Origin of the sequence: Bacteroides sp. PHL 2737 (assembly GCF_004115325.2) — a bacterium.
GTDB lineage: Bacteria > Bacteroidota > Bacteroidia > Bacteroidales > Bacteroidaceae > Bacteroides > Bacteroides hominis.
The window spans coordinates 2,185,045-2,205,521 of record NZ_CP040630.1; the positions used below are offsets into that span (position 1 = coordinate 2,185,045).

The following is a 20,477-nucleotide window of genomic DNA, read 5'->3' on the forward strand; positions in this document are numbered from 1 at the left end:
ATTTATTTAATCCCTGAATTTTATTTTGTCTTCTCTGCTTTGGGATTTGCCTGTTAGAAACCGAATTATGGGCTTTTAGCGATAACATTGTGTATTACTAATAGTCTACTTTGTTTTGTGAATAGTTGAGGCTTTTATAAAACCTGGGAACATATTTTATGATATAAATAAAAAAATGCTTCTCAATTTATTGTTTATTAAAAGTTCTTCTTATCTTTGCCTCGAAACAGAGTGACTTGTTATGAATACAATGTATTTGTTAACTTAATATTAGGTAAAGATATTCTGGGCCATTAATCATAAATAAGTACCTGGAGAACTTTGCTATTCTTTCCGTCTTTTTATTCCATCTTTTTTATTTCTCTTAGTGACTGAAGTTCTTTTCACTTCCCGATAATTCATATTGTTTGCTGTTTTGATTCTCTTCTGATTTCAAAGGAATTCAATAAGGATTTACTGTGAGTCTCTATACACGGTTGACGAGTGGCGGGGAGTGGCTTTCGTATTATCAGAGCGGAGATAGTGAACGCAAAAAAGGGTATCCTCACGGACACCCTTTTCCAATTTTCCTTTTTTAAACCTTATAGTGTTGCTATAAATCTCTTACCGCACAACACCTTATTTATTATACTAAAAATCAATACTTTTTATTCTATTGCAACCCCATTGGATACTGTTGGCCAGTATGGGTTTTGATATAAAACAGATGTTTCTACTTTTTCATCAAGTGAAAGTAATTCCATTTCGCGAATTGGAACAGGACGTAGATAATTAGCTTTAGCCCATGTGAATCCATCGAATGCAGGATTGTTTTTTCTAACAATAGAGAAAGGACGCAGATATTTGCTAATAGTACGAGAAGAAATGTTAGCTTTTGCATTATCCGGATCATCTATTATTGAATTGTCTGTCCCCGGATCAAATGTTTTATAGGCTTCTTCCCAAAAGTTATATCCTTCGGGAATAAATTTATTTGTAATCATTTGATCCATTGCACGCCAACGTATCAAGTCATCCCAGCGCATACCTTCACCTATAAATTCACAACGACGTTCCCGGCGTATATTATATAAAGTAGCGTCTACCGTTTTATCTCCGGAATATTTTGCTAAGTCCGTTTCTTGAGTCAGGTCAGTAGCATCAATAGTAGCCTGATAGTTTGTATTTACTCCTGCACGTTGGCGGATTGCTTTCCAATAATCTGCGGCTTTTCCCGAAATGTTTCCGTTCTTCAGATAATAAGCTTCCAAATAGTTGAGATGGGCTTCTACACCACGGAATACGATACATCCTGTAGTAGCTTGACTTTGTCCCGAGTAAATCTGAGTATGATCATAAGTCAGGCATTTACGGATGCGATAACCTGTTTGATCACGTATCTGGGTTTCTGCCGGAATTAGGTTCGGTTGTTCAAATTCATGTAATAGTCCGTCACCATCATAATTTGAAGGTAACATATCGTTTTCGCCTAATAAAAATAACTGTAAGCGTAAGTCGCGATTTGCTTTTACTTTCATAATTGTTACGTCTCCCTGATATGTATTGGTTGCATACCAAGGCAATCCATTTTCCATTAAGAAGCAGTCCACATAACTTTTCAGCATGCCATTGTTTCCTCCCGAATAGATGTAGGCCGGTGTCCCATGAGTAATGCTGATATCGGCAGAACGCAAATAATCTTTCCAGAACAGAACTTCAGAATATTTGCTCATATCTTCGGCTGCAAACATTTCAAAATAATCATTCCATCCATTGATAGCATCTGCGCTTTCCGGATTGATCAAGCCACTGTTGGAAGTTAGGGTTATAGCATCGGCTACTTGCTGTGCGGCATCCATAGCTTGATCCAAGAAGAAGTTTATTTCACTTGCCACATCAAGAGAGAAATTTGCATGTACTGATTTTCCTGGCCATGTATCGTCTCCCGGTACACGTCCTGTGCCTTTATGGTATTTTTCAAAGGTAGCTTCATATAGTGCTACACGTGATTTGATGAGCAATGCACATGCCTTGTTCAGGCGGTTGTTGTTATTAAAGCCTTGTTCGTGCATATATTCAGCAGCCTTATCCAGATCTTCAAGGATAAACCGTGCTACCATATTGCGTGGCTGGCGTACGGATTTCTCCATCAGAATCTCTTTCTGGTCGGGAAGCACTTCTGTGATAATAGGATAATCACCAAACATTTGTAACTTTTGGAAGTAAGTCCAGGCACGGATGAAGTACATTTCTCCAATGTAGTGCTTGATATCGGCTTCTGATCCTGAAATGGAACCGGCTTCATATTTAGGAAGCACTTGTTCGAAGAAATAGTTACAATAACGGATTCTCGAGAAATTCCAGTTGTCTCCATCGTTGTTAGGTACTTTCCATTGTCCTTTTTCAAAATAAGAGGCACTATATCCTCCAGCTACCATATTATCAGTGTTCTTGTCGTTATTTAAGGTACCTGCACTGAATCCCCCGTGGGTTGAAAACAGTCCGTTGTACTGTGAAATGGTATAGGCTGCCAGATGGTCTACCGTTTGGAAATATTCTTTTGGGGTCACAGAAGCAAGGGGTTCCCTGTCAAGGAAATCATTACAGGAAGAAAGCATTATTGCGCCTCCTGCCATAAAGAATGTTTGAATAAAGATATTTTTTAGTTTCATATTTCCCATATTTTAGAAGTTAACATTCAAACCTACAGAGATAACACGCTGTAGTGGGTATAACTTGCCAGAGTTGGCATCATAAGTACTGCCTAATGCTTCCGGGTCGAAAATACCTGTAATATCAGAAATCGTCAACAGGTTGTCTCCTGAAACATAGATGCGTACCATTGACAGGCCAGCTTTATTGGTCCATGCTTTCGGAAGTGTATATCCAACCTGTAAGTTTTTCATCCGGCAATAAGCGGCATTCTGCAGATAACGGGTTTGCGTTTTCATATTTCTACTGTCGTTTTTCAGGACACGTGGATAATAGGCATTGGTGTTTGCGCCCAATGGGTCACCTTCGGGACGCCAGAAGTCCCAATGTTCTTTATATCCGGCAGCATGCCATTCGCCTGTACCGCTCATACCCCAGAAGTAAGGACCTGTCAACCAATAGTCGCGTTTGGCTACACCTTGGAAGAAGGCACGGAAATCGATGCCCTTCCAAGAAGCATCCAGAGTAATACCGTAGTTAAAACGCGGAGTACTGTTACCAATAATTTTCATATCTCCCGAGTCTCCCAGTTTATTGCTGCCGTTATCAATTTTTCCATCTCCGTTCAGGTCCTTGTACATAATGTCACCGGCCCCCCACTTACTTCCCATAGATGACTGATCAACTTTAGCCAAGTGTGCATCCATTTCTTCCTGACTTTGTGCGATTCCCTCGGTTACGTATCCCCAGATATCATTTAATTTTTTGCCTTTATAATAGGCAGATCCACTTAAACTTTTGGAATCATTCGGATAACGGAGAAGTTCTTGTTGTGCATCCGATAATACAAATTTAACGCCATATGCAAAGTCTTTGATGCGGTCTCTCCAACCAACTTCTAATTCGAAACCATACGATTTCATATCCGAGTTATTTATTTTAGGAACTCCTGTCCCCAAAGAGTTTGAGAGTTCGGGAGCCGGACCAATCATGTCATAAGTGTAACGAACAAAGTAGTCAAACGATCCGGTAAAACGGTTATTGAATAATCCCCAATCCAAACCAACATCCCATGTTTCGATGGTTTCCCATGTTTTAAGTGAACTCACGATACCCGGGAGATTCGCATAATTGGGGCGTGTGCCATTCACCAGCCAACCGTAGTTGCTGCCTACCGGCATTGTTTGATAGAATGGATACCATGCGTCTTTCGTATCTGTATTGCCTAATTGTCCCCATGAGCCTCTAAGTTTCAGTGTACCAATGTTACACTTCTGGGCTATTTGTTCAAAAAATGGTTCACGTGCTACATTCCATCCGGCAGAGAATGAAGGGAAAAATCCCCAGCGTTTGTCTCCGATAAAGCGTGAAGAGCCGTCATAACGTCCGTTTGCTTCAACCATGTAACGATCTTTGTAGTTGTAATTGATACGTCCAAAGAAACCGGCGACTGCATTTTCTGCGTAACCTCCCGATGCGTTCGGGCTTTCGGTAGCAGTATTGATTGTAGGTACGGTAGGAGTAATCAATGTGCTTTTTTCTCCTGATACATTTCTTGTTTTGTAGAGTTCGGAGTTGAAACCCAGCATTACCTTAAAATAATGTCCACTGTCGAATTGTTTAAAGTAGTCGCTATAGATGTTGGTGCTATAATAATTTTCTTTGTAGGCATATTCATTTACCTTGGACGAGCCTATAGGATAATCGCCCCATTGTACGCCATAGGGTTCACCATATTCATTATGTGCATAGATTGGCAATACATCCCAATGTTCATTGGTGTTGGTGGTACGTAAGCTACCTTCTACATTGATTTTCCAGTTTTTGATGGGTTCAAAAACAAATTGAATCTGTTGTGTATTCAGATCTTTTTGATTTTTTTGTTTACCACCATCTTCCAACTGGATAATTTCCATACCATCCAATGGGTAGCCATTGGGGTCGTAAGCCGGACAAGTTGGCCAGCGGCGTGCAATGTTGTGGAAGAATAAGCCTGTCAGGTAAGAAGGTCTTTCGAAGTCTTCCCGTGTCCATTTGGTAGAATAAGAGACTCTCAACCAATCAAAAACTTGAGTAGTGATACGTCCATTTACCGTATAACGCTGGAAGGTATCAGAACCGTGACGGAGTAATCCGTTTTGGTCAAGGAAGCTTCCGCTGATGCTATATTGTGTCTTTTCATTACCGCCACTGATACTCAGATTATGATCTTGTGAAGGTACCCAGTCATCATAAAATTCCTTGAACCAGTCTGTATTTGCGTTGGCACCACCATAAGCATTCCAGTGATGATTGTTGGGGTTTGCTGTGGTAGTTGTAGTGATTTTACCATCCATGTAATCTTTAATACGTTGCATAGACTCGGCACTGAAGATGGCACCTTCACCTACATTTTCGGAACCACGATTAAAGTACTGTGCAAAACGATAAGAGTCAAGCATCTCTGGTACACATAAGGCGTCTGAAAAACGTACATTTACTCCATAGGAAACAATCGGTTTACCGGCTTTTCCTTCTTTGGTCTTAACCAGAATTACGCCAAATGCGGCTCTGGCACCATAGATTGAAGCAGAAGCAGCATCTTTTAATACCGATACTGATTCTACATCATTGGGGTTCACTGAATTTAAGTTGCCTTCGATACCGTCTATCAATACAAGAGGAGAAGAACCGGATCCGTCGCCAATGGTACCGGCACCGCGGATGTTGATGTCCAGGCTACTGTCCAATGCTCCGCCGCTGTTTCCAACTGAGAAGTTCAAACCCGGTACCACACCTTGTAGGGCTTGTGATACATTTTGTACCGGACGGGCCTCAAGCACTTCGGAGTTGACCATACCTACGGCACCTGTCACATTGACTTTTTTCTGTGAACCATAACCTACAACGACCACTTCATCCAGTTGTTGCGAGTCCTCTTTCATGGTAACGTTAATAGGAGAGCCGGTTGCTTTTACTGTAACGGTTTTGTAGCCGATGAACGAGATCTCGATACTACTTCCTTTGGGGGCATCGATAGAGAATTGCCCTTGCAGGTTGGTAATCGTACCTGTGTTATTTGCCAGGACTTTAACGGATACACCGATCATCGGTTCTCCGGTTTCGTCCACTACTGTACCTTTCACTTTGGTGTTGGCCTGCTGTACAGTTTCAATTCCGTGTTCTTCGTAAGTATTGGCTGCTGCTTGCTGCGGTGTTGCGCACCATAGCATGATAGAAGCAGCGATTGCCATTTTCAGGCGATTTGTTTCTCGAAGCCGGATTAGGCTCGGAAACAGGTTAGTTTTTTCTGTCATACACTAAATTGTTCGGTTAAACATCATTTTGAATAGTTTGTTTCTTAAATTTTCCGGGGAATCGGTTCCTTCGGAATCTGTGCTAAAGTCTTTTCTCTGTTTTATTTCATAAGCTTCTTTATTAGGGTTGTTGTATTGATTGTGATTTATGACATATATTTACAATTGTTTCTAATTTCAAGTTTCTATTAAGTTCTGATGGTACTTAATTGATTATGACAAACAGAAATACTGTAAAAGGAGTGCGGATAAGTGTTGAACGCTAAAACTGCTATCTGTTGTATATTAGTTGATTATAGTGAATGTCGGTTGCCTGTAATAGTCCTTATAACTTTAATTTATTAAATTACCAAAGGTCTACCTGTTTTTTTTAATAAGTGAGTTATTATATCTTGGACGAAATGTTTTTTTATGATATATTTGAAAAAATAGAAGCGTTGTTTGTGATTTATTAAAATATATTATTATCTTTGTCCCGTTGGTAGCTATTTGTTACGAATAAAATGGGTTTATTAACTTAATATTAGAAAACCCATTGATGGCGAAAAGCAGTTATAGTAAAGTACCATCAGAACTTTGCTATTTTTTTATTTTTCTTGAATTACTTCTCTTTCTTTGTTTCCACGACCGATCTCTTTGATCTTCAATCCCGATAAACAATTGTGAATAATATATCTGCTCTTATGGACTACTGATATGGACAGGGCAGGAGACTCTGTAAATGCAACCGGCATTAACGACGAATGCTGCCGTCATTTAAGGCGACAGACGGTTGCTTTAATAATCCGGCCTTTGTAGTGACAGGAGTGGCTGTTATATGTAATAAATACCCTATTTTAGTGTATTTTTTGTGGTTTCGGTCTTTTCTTTGCACACTTTTCATGCTTTTATGCAGAAAATCTATATCTTTGCAACCTAATTTAACATTAAAAGGTATGAGTTACAATTTGTTGAAAGGAAAAAGAGGTATTATTTTCGGTGCATTAAACGAGCAGTCTATTGCCTGGAAAGTAGCCGAAAGAGCCGTTGAAGAAGGTGCTGTTATTACATTATCAAATACTCCTGTTGCTGTCCGCATGGGACAGGTTTCTGCTTTGTCTGAGAAGTTGAATTGCGAAGTGATTGCTGCAGATGCCACTAACGTAGAAGATTTGGAGAACGTATTTAAACGCTCGATGGAAGTTCTCGGTGGTCAGATTGATTTTGTATTGCACTCTATCGGTATGTCACCGAACGTTCGTAAGAAACGTACTTACGATGATCTCGACTATAATATGTTGAATACTACCCTGGATGTTTCAGCTGTTTCATTCCATAAAATGATCCAGGCTGCCAAGAAACAAAACGCAATTGCCGAATACGGTTCTATCGTGGCATTGAGTTATGTAGCTGCACAGCGTACTTTCTATGGATACAACGATATGGCTGACGCTAAGGCATTGCTTGAATCTATTGCCCGCAGCTTTGGTTACATTTATGGTCGTGAGCACAATGTACGTGTAAATACGATTTCTCAGTCGCCTACCTTTACCACAGCCGGTTCCGGTGTGAAGGGCATGGACAAACTGTATGATTTTGCCAACCGCATGTCTCCGTTGGGCAATGCTTCTGCCGACGAGTGTGCAGATTATTGCATCGTAATGTTCTCTGATCTTACCCGTAAGGTGACCATGCAGAACCTGTTCCACGATGGTGGTTTCTCGAGTGTTGGTATGAGTCTTCGGGCGATGGCTACTTACGAAAAGGGTCTGGACGAATATAAAGACGAAAACGGTAATATCATTTACGGTTAAGGCAATGAAAATACGGAAGAACTATATTCTCCTTGTTTTGCTAAGTCTGCTTTTCGCATCCTGCCGGGTGGGGAAGGCAGAGCCTGTCGCAGACCCAATGGAGGAAGAGGGGATTTCCGTAGTCAGATATGATAAGCTGTTGGACGAATACGTTCGTTTCAACAGCTTTTCTGCTTTACAAAAAATGAATCTGGAATATTCTCTGCCTACTAAACTGCTGATTGAAGATGTATTGGCCATCGGGCAGGTAAGTGACGATCATATATTCCAGCGACTGAAAACATTCTATTCGGACACCACTCTGATCCGTCTGATAGAGGATGTGGAAACCAGATATCCCGAATTGGGATCTGTCGAGAAAGAGTTGACCAAAGGCTTCGGGAAACTGCAAAAGGAAGTGCCGGATATTATGATCCCCATGATATACACACAAATTTCGGCATTCAATGAATCCATCGTTCTGTCCGATAGCGTACTGGGCATCAGCCTTGACAAGTATATGGGCGAAGATTATCCGCTTTACAAGCGTTTCTATTATGGTTATCAGCGACGTACCATGCGTCCCGACCGGATTGTACCCGATTGTCTGGTATACTATCTGATGAGCCAGTATCCTTTCCCGATGGATTACTCCCGTACACTGCTCGATGTGATGATGCACTTCGGTAAAATTAATTATGTGGTGCAGCACCTGTTGGATTATTCCTCTTCGGAAGAAGCATTGGGCTATTCGGATGTAGAGAGAGAATGGTGCAAAGAGAACCAGCAGCAGATGTGGAGATATATTCTTGAAAAAGATCATCTGCATGCAACAGATCCGATGGTGGTACGCCAATATACCCGTCCGGCTCCTTTCACTAATACTCTGGGCGAGAATGCGCCTTCGATGGTGGGTACCTGGATTGGTACAAAAATCATCACTTCGTATATGAAACATCATAAAAAAACAACCTTACGGCAATTGCTCGAAATGAACGATTACGAACGTATGTTCACCGAATCTCGTTTTAATCCGTAAAATTCTTATTATAAAAATCCCTTGTTCATGGATACCGCTCTCTATCTTTTGCCCGTTACATTGGGCGACACTCCCATCGAGTCTGTATTACCACCCTACAATAAAGAAATTATTCTGGGAATCAAGCATTTTATTGTCGAAGATGTCCGTTCGGCCCGCCGTTTCCTGAAAAAGGTGGATCGTGAGATTGACATCGATTCGCTCACCTTTTATCCCTTAAACAAGCACACTTCTCCTGAAGATATTTCCGGTTACCTGAAACCGTTGATCGGTGGATTGTCTATGGGAGTGATTTCGGAAGCCGGTTGTCCGGCCGTTGCCGATCCGGGAGCCGATGTCGTGGCTATTGCGCAACGTAAGAACCTGAAGGTAGTGCCGTTGGTGGGCCCTTCGTCTATCATTCTTTCTGTGATGGGATCGGGATTTAACGGACAAAGCTTTGCCTTTCACGGATATCTGCCTATAGAGCCGGCTGAGCGTGCCAAAAAGCTTAAAGCTCTTGAACAACGGGTATATGCCGAACATCAGACACAGCTGTTTATAGAAACGCCCTATCGGAATAATAAGATGGTGGAGGATATTTTGCATAACTGCCGTCCGCAAACACGTCTTTGCATTGCAGCGAATATCACCTGTGAGGGTGAGTACATCCGCACCAAGACCATCAAAGAGTGGCAGGGAAAAGTGCCCGACCTGACTAAGATACCTTGTATTTTTCTCTTATACCAATAACCTGTTTCAGGTGTTCATATTCCAACTCAAAGCATTCGCTGAAGAAGTGAGTGCCTAAGTTGTGTTCTATCTGTTGGAAAGTCCACAGTTTTCCTCCTTTGAACCGTGGATCGCAGAGGATAGAATCATCTTCCATTTCGACAATAAACAGATAAATCAGACGGTTGGTCTGTGCATTTTCGAAATGATAGGAGATGGTAAATGTAGGTTTCAGATCCGATGCTTTTGGGAAAGCATTACTCAATAAGCGGTTGGCACCTTCGGTCAACGTCTCTCCGTACCGGAGATAACATTCCATCGGTATATCCACTTTGAACTTGTCGAGAATACAGCTTTGCGGACGATTGCAAAGGAACAGCATGCCATGGGTAGAGACGGCAATGCGTATTACCGGGTTGATATAAGCATTCTTGTAGTTGATGGCTTCTACGGCCAGGCTTTTTCCAATGACGTCGCCACGGGTGTTGACGATGGGCACATATTCTGTATGGGCCATTACATGATTAAAATAACGGATGCCTATCTGGTTGAACAGAATGCTGAGGATAAATATGGCAGGCGGCAATATGTGGTAAAGCACCAGCGTGGAAGTCGGAGTGAGAGGATGTGCTATCAGGATAGTCAGACTGATAACGGCAAAGTGCAGAATACCCAGAATCAAAACAACCCGTGCCGATACGACAGCCGATTCCGCTCCCTGGGCAAACAGTCGGCGGTTGCACTGGGCACTCTGGCGCAGGTAGTGGTTAATGAACCTTCTCCTGTGTAAGAAAAGAATAACCATTGGAATCAATATACTGACTTCAAGTGTCAGGGGCAAAGCTCCTACCGGGACAAAATCTCCGGGAATGAGACTTGCCAGAGTCAATAGTGTCAAAATTCCCGTAGAGATATAAAGGATAAAATTGGGTATACGCGCCCCGTTACGGGACAGGGACCTGTATGAAAAGATAAGTCCGATACCTGTACCGATATAGATTGATATGTCCTGTGTTATAAATTCGCATAAAAGGATGGAAACAATAACAGGGATAAAGCCCAATGACATATTAAATGCGGAAGAAAGTACTCCTTTGTTACCCATATGTTTTTATTGTATTATTTTGCCGTTTACTTGTAAAACAAACAAGGAGCCTGTTATGTTCTTACTACTTCTTATTAAATCGGATATGTTTTTCCGCATGATATGATGAACGTACTAATGGTGCGCTTTCTACTTGTTCGAATCCCTTTTTGAGCCCTGTTTCTTTATAGATGGCGAATTGTTCCGGGGTAATGTATGCCACAACCGGATAGTGTTTATGGGTCGGTTGCAGGTATTGTCCGATGGTAAGGATTTTGCAACCGACGGTAATCAAGTCGTCCATTAACTCCTCCACTTCGGCAGGAGTTTCGCCCAAACCGACCATAATACCCGATTTGGCTGTTGTACCGCTCTCGGCTATCTGACGGATCACCTCCAGGCTGGTGTGATAATTGGCCGCACTACGCACTTGTGGGCTGATACGTTTTACGGTTTCCATATTGTGGGAAATGATTTCCGGACCGGCTTCTATCACTTGGGAAACCAGTTCCTTGCGCCCCTGGAAGTCGGGGATCAGTACTTCGGTGGTCGTTTCCGGATTCAGGCGTTTGATTTCACGAATTGTTTGCGCCCAATGGGCGGCGCCCAGGTCGGGTAGGTCATCGCGGTCCACCGATGTGATGACTGCATGTGAGAGCTTCATCAAGGCAACCGATTCCGCAACGTGCAACGGTTCGTTAGGGTCCAGAGGCAAAGGACGCCCGGTCCGGGTATTACAGAATTTGCAACTGCGGGTACAGATGTCACCGGCAATCATGAACGTGGCCGTACCTTTTCCCCAGCACTCGCCCATGTTGGGGCAGCGCCCGCTGCTGCAAATGGTGTGCAGGCAGTGCGATTCGACAATACGTTTGGTTTCCGTATAGCGTTCGTTGGCTCCGATACTGATCTTAAGCCATTCGGGTTTGCGTACCCGTTGATCGTTTCCCATATGATAGTACTGTTTTGTTTAATGATAGAGAGGCTGTCTCAAAGCTCACCACAGAGGACACAGAGTAACACAGAGTATACTTTAAATTGTTGATGATTAGTAAAAAAAGACTCTGTGCTACTCTGTGTTACTCCGTGGTGAAAAGACTTTTGATACAGCCTCCTGAAGCGGTTTCTTATAAATTGTTCAGGAAAAAGTTCGTTAACCTCGTATACAGATGGTTCCGGGTATTTCCGCCATAAATGCCGTGATTCCGGTTGGTATATACCTGCATGTCGAACTGTTTTCCAAGCTGTACCAGGTGTTCGGCATATTCGGTACAGTTCTGGAAGTGAACGTTGTCATCTGCCATACCGTGTACCAAAAGCAGGTTTCCATGCAAGTTGTCTGCACGGCTGAATGCTGAGGCAGCTTTGTAGCCTTCGGCATTTTCTTTCGGAGTACGCATGAAGCGTTCGGTATATACAGTATCGTAATATTTCCAGTCTGTAGGTGCGGCAACAGCGACTCCGGCTTTAAATACCGGTGTACCTTCGCTCATACTCATGATGGTCATGTATCCGCCGAAGCTCCATCCCCAGATGCCGATGCGTCCTTTGTCCACATAAGGCAGGCCACCCAGATATTTGGCAGCTTCCACTTGGTCTTTTGCCTCTTTTACGCCCAGATTCAGATAGGTGCACTTCTGGAATTCGCTTCCACGGCCTCCTGTGCCGCGACCGTCCACACAAGCCACTACGTAGCCAAGACTTGCCATGTATGTTTCCCAGCTGATTCCCCATTTGTCCAGAACCTGTTGCGAACCCGGACCGCTATACTGGAACATCAGTACCGGATAGCGTTTTGAGGGATCGAAGTTCACAGGTTTCATCATCCATCCGTTCAGGTCTACTCCCTCTGTGGTCTTGAAAGTGAAGAATTCCTTTTGCGGTATGGCATATCCGGCTAACTTTTCTTTCAGTTTATCATTGGTCACCAGAGTTTTCAATACTTTACCCGTATTGTCATTCAGTGTAATCAGCATCGGAGTATCGAGGCTGGTAAACTTGTTCATAAAATATTTCATCGAACTGCTGAAGATCGGGCTGTTGGTTCCTTGCTGATTGCTCAGTTTCACCTTCTTGCCTTTACGGTCTATCTTGTATACAGCCTGGCGCATCGGACTCTCTTCGTTGCTGGTGTAATAGAACTCGTTGGTATCCGGATTCCATCCGATGAAGCTTTTTACTTCATAATTGCCGCTGGTCACCTGCTTAATCAGGTTGCCGTTCATGCTATACCAGTACAGGTGCGGATATCCGCTCTTGTCGCTTACAAAACTGAAATTGTCCGGATAGAACCGGATGTTGTCGAATACGTTCTCGTTGATGTAATAAGGAGATTCATCACGTAAAGCCAGCTTGCATACTGTACTGCGGGGATCGGCAAAATACATGTCGAAGCGGTTTTGATGACGGTTCAGCGTCATAATGGCCAGTTTGTTCGGATCTTGTGTGAAACGGATGCGTGGGATATAACCATCGGCGTCTATCGGCAGTTTTACCTGACGGGTCACTTTTGATTTGATGTCGAACGTATGTACCGATACCTTAGAGTTGGGATAACCTGCCTTGGGATATTTGTACGTATACTCGCCCGGGTAGTCCTGCAACGCATTGTTGCGTGGAGCCTCGCCGGCAAACAGCGGGAAGGTGTATGATGGCACTTCCGACTCGTCGAAGCGGACATAAGCCAGCATGGTATTGTCGGCATTGAACTCCAGGGCACGGTTGAAACCGAACTCTTCTTCATATACCCAATCGGGAATACCGTTCAGCACGCTGTTCAGTTTGCCGTCTTCCGTCACCTGCGATTCGCTGTTGCCATACAGGAGCTTCACCAGGAAGATGTTATTGTCGCGGACAAATGCCACCAGATTGCCGTCCGGTGAGAATACCGGAGCTTGCTGCGGGCCGCCGTCCGAGAGTTTTTCTACGATATTGTTGGTAGTAACCCCTTTATCGTTCCGTTTCACCGGATACAGATAGTGGACTGCCGTATAAGAGTGACGGTAGATAGGGGTTGTTTCCGTTGCAATCAGAATTTTTGATCCGTCCGGTGAAAACTGATAGCTGTCGAATTTCTTGAAAGGACATTCGCGAGCTTTGGCCACATCGAATACCACTTCCACCGGTTCACCCGTGCGGAAGGAATATTTCACGATTTGTGTGCCTTCGGCATTTCTTTGTGTGTAATGTTCGCCGTCTGGCATGGGAACCACACCATAGATGTTTTCGGGACTGAACTTGCCTGAGTTGATCTCTTTCAGGTCGAGCGCTTTGCCTCCTTGTGCGAAGCCGGCAAGGCAGCACAGACAGAAAAACAGAAAAATGAATTTTCTTTTCATTGGCTTTAGATGATTTTTAGGTTGTTTCTATAGTGCCGGCAAAGGTAAGGATAAACGGTGAGCCTTCAAAACGAGAGGGTTAAAATATCTGTGAAATAGCGTTCGGAAACGAAAAAAACAGAGCCTCTGTTGGCTCCGGGCAGAGGCTCTTCCGGGTACAGACAGAGCCTCCGGAGAGCAGAAACGGAGGCTCTGTCCCGGACGTTGGAGACACGGAAAGTGGGCCAGCCTCCGAGCCACCTCTCAAACAGTGCTGTATCCCTTTATTCATGGGTGTTTGAGCGTGTTCGAAAAACTGACTGAAATCGATTGGTGGGCCATATAATAAATACTAACAAAAAAAGATATATGAATATATCAGTTCAGATCGTGCGCAATCGGTGAGAAATGATTCCGGATTTGTCGGGAGTTATCCCCCTTTCATCGGTTTTGCTACCGTTATTGACGAAAAAGCCTTTCCGGGTGGTGGCAAATGACCTATCTTTGTGGACGAAGATTAGATGAAATAATTAACAATGAAATGATATATGGAAAAGAAAGAGTTTTCATCTCCCGCTCGGAGATACGGTAAGTTTTTTATTGCCTTTATTTTTATAACGGCAGGAGTGCTTCTACTGGCCCGTAATCTGGGATGGATTACTTATGCCCTGTTTGACCTATTGGTGTCCTGGCAAATGCTTCTGATTCTCTTGGGAGTATACCTGATGCTGCGCCGTCAGATTCTGCGGGGATTGATTCTGGTTGGCATCGGGGCTTATTTAATAAGTCCGCATCTGGGATGGTTTCCGGCGGGAGTCCATATCACTCTTTTCCCGATTATATTGATTGTTATTGGACTCGCTTTTTTATTCAGGCCGAAACGTGCCCGGCACGAACGGATGCGGAGGGGAAACTTTGCCAGCAGCCAATATAACTCTACGGATGGAGTGCTTCACTCGGAGAATACTTTTAGCGGTATCAGGCAAGTGGTGCTCGATGAATTCTTTAAAGGCGGGACGATACAGAATTCGTTTGGCGGGACGATTATTGACCTGCGGCGTACAACCCTTCCCGAAGGTGAAACGTTTCTCGATATTGATTGTACATTTGGTGGAATAGAAATTTATGTGCCTTCCGATTGGAAAGTAGTGTTTCGGTGTAACACCTGCCTGGGCGGATGTCAAGACAAACGTTTTGGTGGAGGTGTGATCGACCAGAACCGGATATTGGTCATCCGGGGCGACTTGACATTCGGAGGTATTGAAATAAAAAGTTGAAAATAAAACATGGATATACATCCTATACAAGAATCTTCCCGACGGTGGATGACGGCATTGATATTGGCCGTTGCCGCAGCAGGGATACAAACAGCATTACTTTGGGGCTATGCCGGGGCCGACACGCTTCCGGCTGCAATAGACGGCTTTTTATCCGTCGGTTTGCTTTGCCTCCTGGCCTATCTGGCATGGTATGTCATCGGCCTCGTCTCCATATTGCAAACAGATCTGCTGATAGCCGCCCTGGCGCTGCTTTTTTGGCTGGCGGGAGGCTTTGCCGTGCAATATGTGATGGAACAGAACCTGGGACAAGTCTATGCGTCTTTCGGAGAGACGCTCCCTTTCCGCATACTGTTCGGAGCATTGGCTTGGGGAGTGATGATGTTGTGGTATCGTTTACAGTCGTTGAGCACTGTTCAGGAGGAGATATTAGAAGAGGCTGTTTCAAGAGAAGAAGCCCTTCGTGAAGAACTGAAGCAGGCCGGATGCCGCGAAGAGAAAGCGTCGCCGGAAGAGGCGGAATGCATTGACCGCATCACGGTGAAAGACGGTACGCATATTCACCTGATCTGTACCGACGAATTGCTGTACATACAGGCATGTGGCGATTACGTCACATTAGTGACCCCTTCGGGACAATATGTCAAAGAGCAGACGATGAAGTACTTCGATGCCCATCTGCCGTCGGCCGGATTTGTGCGCGTACATCGCTCTACGATAGTAAACGTGACACAAATATCACGGGTGGAACTCTTCGGGAAAGAGAACTATCAACTCTTACTGAAAAATGGGGTCAAGCTGAAAGTGAGTAACTCCGGATATAAGCTGCTGAAAGAACGGCTGGAGCTATAATAACTCCTATCTGGGAATAAACGGAAGGGTGTAGCCATACGAAGCGGATGGCTACACCCTTTTGTGCCCGGGGCTACACCCTTTCCTCCGGATGGCTACACCCTTTCATAAAAATCTTATGGAGAAAGGACCGGTAGCCGGAATAGATTTATTATATTTGCACTAATTGCAAAAATATAATATTCTATGACTGAATCGGCTCCGATGCCTTTATACAACGAGTTTACTTTCTTTCTGAAAAAATATTTTCCTTACAAGGTGCAGAAGATATCTCTCAATGCGGGTTTTACATGTCCCAACCGGGACGGAACGAAGGGGCTGGGAGGCTGTACATATTGTAATAACCAGACATTCAATCCTGAATACTGCAAAACGGAGAAATCCGTCATCCGGCAACTTGAAGAGGGGAAGCAGTTCTTTGCCCATAAATATCCGGATATGAAATATCTGGCTTATTTTCAGGCTTATACCAATACTTATGCCGAACTTGAAGGACTGAAACGGAAATACGAAGAAGCTCTGAGCGTAGATGGCATAGTGGGATTGGTCATCGGTACACGTCCCGATTGCATGCCGGATCCTCTGCTGCATTATCTGGAAGAGCTGAATAAACACTCTTTCCTTTTGGTGGAGTATGGCATTGAAACCACCCGGGATGCTACACTCAAACGTATTAACCGGGGGCATACCTATGCCGATACGGTAGAAGCCGTTCAACGGACCGCAGCTTGTGGTATTTTAACCGGGGGGCACGTCATTCTCGGTCTTCCGGGAGAGAGTCGCGAAGAGATCATAGCCCAGGCGACAGAGTTGTCACGTTTGCCCCTGACCACTCTCAAAATGCATCAGTTGCAGCTGATACGTGGCACGAAAATGGCACGTGAGTTTGAACTCCATCCCGAAGATTTTCATCTCTTTAGTGTCGACGAGTATATCGATCTGGTAATCGACTATGTGGAACATCTGCGTCCCGACCTGATACTCGAACGGTTCGTTTCACAATCACCTAAAGAACTCTTGATTGCACCCGACTGGGGATTGAAGAATTATGAATTTACAGCCCGCGTGCAAAAAAGAATGAAAGAAAGAGGTGCTTATCAGGGAAAGGCATACTCGGTTTAGAAAAAAAGAACTATTTTTGCGAAGCGAATGAGTTGCGAGTTACGAGTTGCAAGTTTAGAGTGCCGTTGGGCGTTGTTACTCGTGCCCCGTAATTAATTAAACTAAAATAAAGAATGGAACAGAAAACAAGAATTAAAGGAAACGTTCATTATGTGGGAGTTAACGACCGTAACAAGCACCTCTTTGAGGGAATGTGGCCTTTGCCCTATGGAGTTTCGTATAACTCTTATCTGATTGATGATGAAATGGTGGCACTGATCGATACAGTGGATATTTGCTATTTCGAAGTATATCTTCGTAAAATCAGAAGTATCATAGGCGACCGTCCTATCAACTATTTGATTATAAATCACATGGAACCGGACCATTCAGGTTCTATCCGATTGATTAAACAGCACTATCCTGATATTGTAATCGTTGGCAATAAGCAGACTTTTGGAATGATCGAAGGTTTCTATGGTGTGACAGGCGAGCAATATCTGATAAAAGATGGTGATTTCCTTGCTCTCGGACGTCATAAACTGCGTTTTTACCTTACTCCGATGGTGCATTGGCCGGAAACGATGATGACATTCGACGAAACGGATGGTGTACTCTTCTCCGGTGATGGGTTCGGCTGTTTCGGTACGCTGGATGGCGGATTTGTGGATACACGCATGAATATCGATCACTATTGGGGCGAAATGGTACGTTATTACTCCAATATCGTCGGAAAATACGGTTCGCCCGTACAGAAAGCTTTGCAAAAACTGGGAGGACTTCCCATTTCGACCATTTGCTCTACACACGGTCCGGTATGGACCGAAAATATCACTAAGGTGGTAGGCATTTACGATAAACTGAGCCGCTACGATGCAGACGAAGGTGTGGTGATTGCTTACGGAAGCATGTATGGCAATACCGAACAGATGGCGGAGGCCATAGCTGCCGAACTGTCGGCCCAGGGCATTAAAAACATCGTGATGCACAACGTCAGCAAGAGCAATCCTTCTTATATCCTTGCCGATATCTTCCGTTACAAAGGATTGATTGTTGGTAGCCCGACTTACAGCAACCAGATTTTCCCGGAAATAGAGTCGCTTTTGTCCAAAATACTGGTACGTGAGTTGAAAGGACGTTATCTGGGCTATTTCGGTTCGTTCACATGGGCCGGTGCCGCCGTGAAACGCATGGCCGAGTTTGCCGAAAAAAGTAAATTCGAACTGGTCGGCGACCCTGTAGAGATGAAACAGGCCATGAATGATATCACCTATCAACAGTGTGAGAATCTGGCGCGTGCCATGGCCGACCGTTTAAAAAAAGACAGAGTATAAGTTACCCCTAATTTATTAACCTGATAAAAACAATCGAACATGAGACTAATCATTCAGCCGGACTATCAGTCCGTTTCTCAATGGGCAGCACATTATGTTGCTGCTAAGATCAAAGCTGCCAATCCTACTCCGGAAAAACCTTTCGTATTGGGTTGCCCCACCGGATCATCTCCTCTGGGTATGTATAAGGCACTGATCGACCTGAATAAAAAAGGAATCGTATCGTTCCAGAATGTTGTTACTTTCAACATGGACGAATATGTGGGACTGCCGAAGGAACATCCGGAAAGCTACTATTCTTTTATGTGGAACAACTTCTTCAGCCATATCGACATCAAACCGGAGAACACGAACATTCTGAATGGGAATGCTGCCGATCTGGATGCTGAATGTGCACGTTATGAAGAGAAGATCAAATCGTATGGTGGTATCGACCTGTTTATGGGAGGTATCGGTCCCGACGGTCATATCGCTTTCAACGAGCCGGGTTCTTCACTGAGTTCTCGCACTCGTCAGAAGACACTGACTACGGATACGATTATCGCTAACTCCCGCTTCTTCGATAATGATATCAACAAGGTTCCCAAAACTTCGTTGACAGTCGGAGTAGGTACTGTGCTTTCTGCCCGTGAGGTGATGATTATCGTAAACGGTCACAACAAAGCACGTGCATTGTATCATGCCGTAGAAGGTGCTATTACTCAGATGTGGACTATCAGTGCGTTACAGATGCACGAGAAGGGTATCATCGTTTGTGACGATGCTGCTACTGCCGAACTGAAAGTAGGTACTTACCGTTACTTCAAGGACATCGAAGCAGATCATCTCGATCCGCAATCGTTGCTGAAGTAATACATAAGCATAAAAATAAAGAAGAGGATAGGTCAATCGTTTTTTCGGCCTATCCTCTTCTTTTTATCGGTCTGATACATAAAGTCCGGTTGGGCGGGACTAATCTTTCAGACCGTCTTTGATCCCTTCCATTGCTTTCTCGCCTTTCTTCACAGCTTTTTGGGTACCTTCTTTCACATCTTTTGCTGCATCCTTCGCTGTGTCTTTGGCTTTCTCAAAAGCGTCTTTGGCACCCTCTTTCAAGTCATTGCCTATTTTCTTCAGCTTCAGGGCGGCATAAGTGGATTCCAGTTTTACTATCTCGTCCTTTTCGTTCGAGGTCATTTGCTCACTGAATTTGTTATAACTGTCTTTTAGCTTCGTAAATTGCTCGTCAGCTTTTTCCCAGTCGGCTTTTGTATAGTCCTGGGCGTTTTTCTGTACGCTTTCGACAAAAAGCTTGAAGCCGTCCAGATACGACTCCTTTGTTTGGCTGCATGCGGTGGCAATGGCCAGTACTAATGCAAGGAATAATACTTTCTTCATAATCAAATACTATTGTTTAGGTTTTATATATTAACACCGTGTATTTGAAAATTGTTTGCTGGGGTCAGGCTTCTTCCAGTTCCCCTTTGCCTTGCCGGACGATGGTTACCTCTCCGTCAGTACAGTTTACGATGGTCGAAGGTTCGATTCCGCCGATTCCTCCGTCGATCACAAGATCTACCTGGTCACCGAACTTCTCGTCTATCAGTTCCGGGTCAGTGATATACTCTATGTCTTCGTGTTCGTCATGAGGCAGGGTAGTGGTCATGATCGGAGCATCCAGCAGACGCGCGATCTCCCGGATGATGTGGTTGTCCGGCATACGGATGCCCACTTCCTTCCGGTTACGGAAGATTTTAGGTAACCGGTTCGTTCCGTTCAGAATAAAGGTGAAGGGACCGGGCAGGTTGCGTTTCATCAGTTTGAAGATGTTATTGTCTACCTTGGCATATTCGCTGATACTGCTCAGGTCGTAGCAGATGATAGAGAGATTGTTTTTCTTTGGGTCTATTTCCTTAATCCGGCAGATGCGCTCGATGGCACGTTCCTTCAGGCCGTGGCAACCGATGGCATACATGGTATCCGTGGGATAGATAATCAGTCCCCCGTCATTCAGCAGGTCTACAATCCGTTGCAGGTCCTGGGGATTATTGTTTTTCTCGTAAAGTTTGAGTATCATAATTGTT

At 44.1% G+C, this 20,477-nt stretch carries 15 protein-coding genes; 8 read left to right on the forward strand and 7 right to left on the reverse strand.

Annotated elements, in window-relative coordinates; translation table 11 throughout:
- Positions 1-647 precede the first annotated feature (647 nt).
- Together DBK98_RS08870 and DBK98_RS08875 are read right to left on the reverse strand one after the other, a co-directional pair.
- Complete coding sequence (locus DBK98_RS08870; protein WP_005818574.1) at positions 648-2,651, reverse strand: RagB/SusD family nutrient uptake outer membrane protein; 2,004 nt, start codon at positions 2,649-2,651, stop codon at positions 648-650.
- A 12-nt stretch (positions 2,652-2,663) separates the two neighbouring features.
- Positions 2,664-5,927, reverse strand: a complete 3,264-nt coding sequence (locus DBK98_RS08875; protein ID WP_032535651.1) for a TonB-dependent receptor — start codon at positions 5,925-5,927, stop codon at positions 2,664-2,666.
- Between the two features lie 935 nt (positions 5,928-6,862).
- Here DBK98_RS08875 and DBK98_RS08880 point away from each other — a divergent pair.
- From DBK98_RS08880 to DBK98_RS08890, 3 genes are read left to right on the forward strand one after another with little or no spacing between them, the layout of a single operon-like run.
- Positions 6,863-7,720 (forward strand): enoyl-ACP reductase, encoded by an 858-nt coding sequence (locus DBK98_RS08880; protein ID WP_005775707.1) that lies wholly within the window; start codon positions 6,863-6,865, stop codon positions 7,718-7,720.
- 4 nt (positions 7,721-7,724) lie between these two features.
- Positions 7,725-8,738 carry a gliding motility lipoprotein GldB gene (gene gldB / locus DBK98_RS08885; protein ID WP_005810107.1) on the forward strand — a complete coding sequence of 338 codons (1,014 nt, stop codon included), beginning with the start codon at positions 7,725-7,727 and terminating at the stop codon, positions 8,736-8,738.
- 27 nt (positions 8,739-8,765) lie between these two features.
- A complete protein-coding gene (locus tag DBK98_RS08890; RefSeq protein WP_005810106.1) occupies positions 8,766-9,470 on the forward strand; it encodes an SAM-dependent methyltransferase in 705 nt (234 codons plus the stop codon).
- On the opposite strand, the gene DBK98_RS08895 is transcribed toward DBK98_RS08890, so the two are convergent.
- The 3 genes from DBK98_RS08895 to DBK98_RS08905 form a co-directional block, all read right to left on the reverse strand.
- A complete protein-coding gene (locus tag DBK98_RS08895) occupies positions 9,436-10,554 on the reverse strand; it encodes a hypothetical protein (RefSeq protein WP_005810104.1) in 1,119 nt (372 codons plus the stop codon). The genes DBK98_RS08890 and DBK98_RS08895 overlap by 35 nt on opposite strands.
- Positions 10,555-10,618: 64 nt before the next feature.
- Complete coding sequence (lipA, locus tag DBK98_RS08900; RefSeq protein WP_005810102.1) at positions 10,619-11,485, reverse strand: lipoyl synthase; 867 nt, start codon at positions 11,483-11,485, stop codon at positions 10,619-10,621.
- Between the two features lie 175 nt (positions 11,486-11,660).
- Positions 11,661-13,871, reverse strand: coding sequence for a S9 family peptidase (locus DBK98_RS08905; protein ID WP_005810100.1), 2,211 nt, complete (start codon positions 13,869-13,871; stop codon positions 11,661-11,663).
- Between the two features lie 527 nt (positions 13,872-14,398).
- On the opposite strand from DBK98_RS08905, the gene DBK98_RS08910 reads away from it, so the two are divergent.
- From DBK98_RS08910 to nagB, 5 genes are all read left to right on the forward strand, one after another.
- The gene (locus DBK98_RS08910; RefSeq protein ID WP_005810098.1) at positions 14,399-15,127 is read left to right on the forward strand and encodes a LiaI-LiaF-like domain-containing protein; all 729 of its coding nucleotides are present in this window, start codon (positions 14,399-14,401) and stop codon (positions 15,125-15,127) included.
- A 9-nt stretch (positions 15,128-15,136) separates the two neighbouring features.
- A complete protein-coding gene (locus tag DBK98_RS08915) occupies positions 15,137-15,979 on the forward strand; it encodes a LytTR family DNA-binding domain-containing protein (protein WP_005810096.1) in 843 nt (280 codons plus the stop codon).
- A 186-nt stretch (positions 15,980-16,165) separates the two neighbouring features.
- The gene (locus tag DBK98_RS08920; RefSeq protein WP_005810094.1) at positions 16,166-17,101 is read left to right on the forward strand and encodes a TIGR01212 family radical SAM protein; all 936 of its coding nucleotides are present in this window, start codon (positions 16,166-16,168) and stop codon (positions 17,099-17,101) included.
- Between the two features lie 113 nt (positions 17,102-17,214).
- Positions 17,215-18,414, forward strand: coding sequence for an FprA family A-type flavoprotein (locus DBK98_RS08925; protein ID WP_032535652.1), 1,200 nt, complete (start codon positions 17,215-17,217; stop codon positions 18,412-18,414).
- A gap of 39 nt (positions 18,415-18,453) precedes the next feature.
- Complete coding sequence (gene nagB / locus DBK98_RS08930; protein ID WP_005775719.1) at positions 18,454-19,266, forward strand: glucosamine-6-phosphate deaminase; 813 nt, start codon at positions 18,454-18,456, stop codon at positions 19,264-19,266.
- 99 nt (positions 19,267-19,365) lie between these two features.
- Here the strand turns inward: nagB and DBK98_RS08935 are convergent, their stop codons facing one another.
- Positions 19,366-19,791, reverse strand: coding sequence for a DUF6565 domain-containing protein (locus tag DBK98_RS08935; protein WP_005775720.1), 426 nt, complete (start codon positions 19,789-19,791; stop codon positions 19,366-19,368).
- 64 nt (positions 19,792-19,855) lie between these two features.
- Positions 19,856-20,470, reverse strand: a complete 615-nt coding sequence (locus DBK98_RS08940) for an L-threonylcarbamoyladenylate synthase (RefSeq protein WP_005775721.1) — start codon at positions 20,468-20,470, stop codon at positions 19,856-19,858.
- Positions 20,471-20,477 lie beyond the last annotated feature (7 nt).

Coding starts and splice junctions, on each gene's coding strand:
- nagB (WP_005775719.1), top strand. CDS start 18,454: ATGAGACTAATCATTCAGCCGGACTATCAGTCCGTTTCTCAATGGGCA.
- DBK98_RS08940 (WP_005775721.1), bottom strand. CDS start 20,470: ATGATACTCAAACTTTACGAGAAAAACAATAATCCCCAGGACCTGCAA.
- DBK98_RS08875 (WP_032535651.1), bottom strand. CDS start 5,927: ATGACAGAAAAAACTAACCTGTTTCCGAGCCTAATCCGGCTTCGAGAA.
- DBK98_RS08915 (WP_005810096.1), top strand. CDS start 15,137: ATGGATATACATCCTATACAAGAATCTTCCCGACGGTGGATGACGGCA.
- gldB (WP_005810107.1), top strand. CDS start 7,725: ATGAAAATACGGAAGAACTATATTCTCCTTGTTTTGCTAAGTCTGCTT.
- lipA (WP_005810102.1), bottom strand. CDS start 11,485: ATGGGAAACGATCAACGGGTACGCAAACCCGAATGGCTTAAGATCAGT.
- DBK98_RS08890 (WP_005810106.1), top strand. CDS start 8,766: ATGGATACCGCTCTCTATCTTTTGCCCGTTACATTGGGCGACACTCCC.
- DBK98_RS08910 (WP_005810098.1), top strand. CDS start 14,399: ATGGAAAAGAAAGAGTTTTCATCTCCCGCTCGGAGATACGGTAAGTTT.
- DBK98_RS08895 (WP_005810104.1), bottom strand. CDS start 10,554: ATGGGTAACAAAGGAGTACTTTCTTCCGCATTTAATATGTCATTGGGC.
- DBK98_RS08870 (WP_005818574.1), bottom strand. CDS start 2,651: ATGAAACTAAAAAATATCTTTATTCAAACATTCTTTATGGCAGGAGGC.
- DBK98_RS08920 (WP_005810094.1), top strand. CDS start 16,166: ATGACTGAATCGGCTCCGATGCCTTTATACAACGAGTTTACTTTCTTT.
- DBK98_RS08935 (WP_005775720.1), bottom strand. CDS start 19,791: ATGAAGAAAGTATTATTCCTTGCATTAGTACTGGCCATTGCCACCGCA.
- DBK98_RS08925 (WP_032535652.1), top strand. CDS start 17,215: ATGGAACAGAAAACAAGAATTAAAGGAAACGTTCATTATGTGGGAGTT.
- DBK98_RS08905 (WP_005810100.1), bottom strand. CDS start 13,871: ATGAAAAGAAAATTCATTTTTCTGTTTTTCTGTCTGTGCTGCCTTGCC.
- DBK98_RS08880 (WP_005775707.1), top strand. CDS start 6,863: ATGAGTTACAATTTGTTGAAAGGAAAAAGAGGTATTATTTTCGGTGCA.